Raw genomic sequence first — 823 nt, 5'->3', positions numbered from 1 at the left:
TAACGGTAGACGGAGTAGTTTACACGGTAACCATTACAGCAGGAGATACAACAGGAAGCGTAACAGTTCCAACGACAGAAGATACAATCTCAGGAGAGGCGGACGAAGTATTTACAGCAGCGGGTGCAGTTACCAGCGGAACTACCACCGGAGCCGTAACCAACGGATCGGTAACGGTACAAGATAATGATAGTGCTCCAACGGTCACTATTGGAGATGTAACAGTTTCAGAAGGCGATAATGCGATAGTTCCAGTAACCTTAAGCAACCCAAGTACAGAAGACATTACAGTAGAAGTAACGGTAGACGGAGTAGTTTACACGGTAACCATTACAGCAGGAGATACAACAGGAAGCGTAACAGTTCCAACGACAGAAGATACAATCTCAGGAGAGGCGGACGAAGTATTTGCAGCAACAGGAGTTGTAACCAGCGGAACAACAGGAGCGGTAACCAACGGATCGGTAACGGTACAAGATGATGATAGTGCTCCAACGGTCACTATTGGAGATGTAACAGTTTCAGAAGGCGATAATGCGATTGTTCCAGTAACCTTAAGCAACCCAAGTACAGAAGACATTACAGTAGAAGTAACGGTAGACGGAGTAGTTTACACGGTAACCATTACAGCAGGAGATACAACAGGAAGCGTAACAGTTCCAACGACAGAAGATACAATCTCAGGAGAGGCAGACGAAGTATTTGCAGCAACAGGAGTTGTAACCAGCGGAACAACAGGAGCGGTAACCAACGGATCGGTAACGGTACAAGATGATGATAGTGCTCCAACGGTCACTATTGGAGATGTAACAGTTTCAGAAGG

Annotated in this window: 1 protein-coding gene; it reads left to right on the top strand. The window is 46.2% G+C overall.

All coding sequences use genetic code 11. The features are described from left to right. Window positions 1-823 (top strand): hypothetical protein (locus SLH33_RS12960; RefSeq protein WP_320419538.1); only part of this gene is annotated, 823 nt, incomplete at both ends.

Source organism: Tenacibaculum sp. IB213877, from assembly GCF_034043975.1.
GTDB lineage: Bacteria > Bacteroidota > Bacteroidia > Flavobacteriales > Flavobacteriaceae > Polaribacter.
This window is presented reverse-complemented; position numbering and strand designations above follow the sequence as displayed.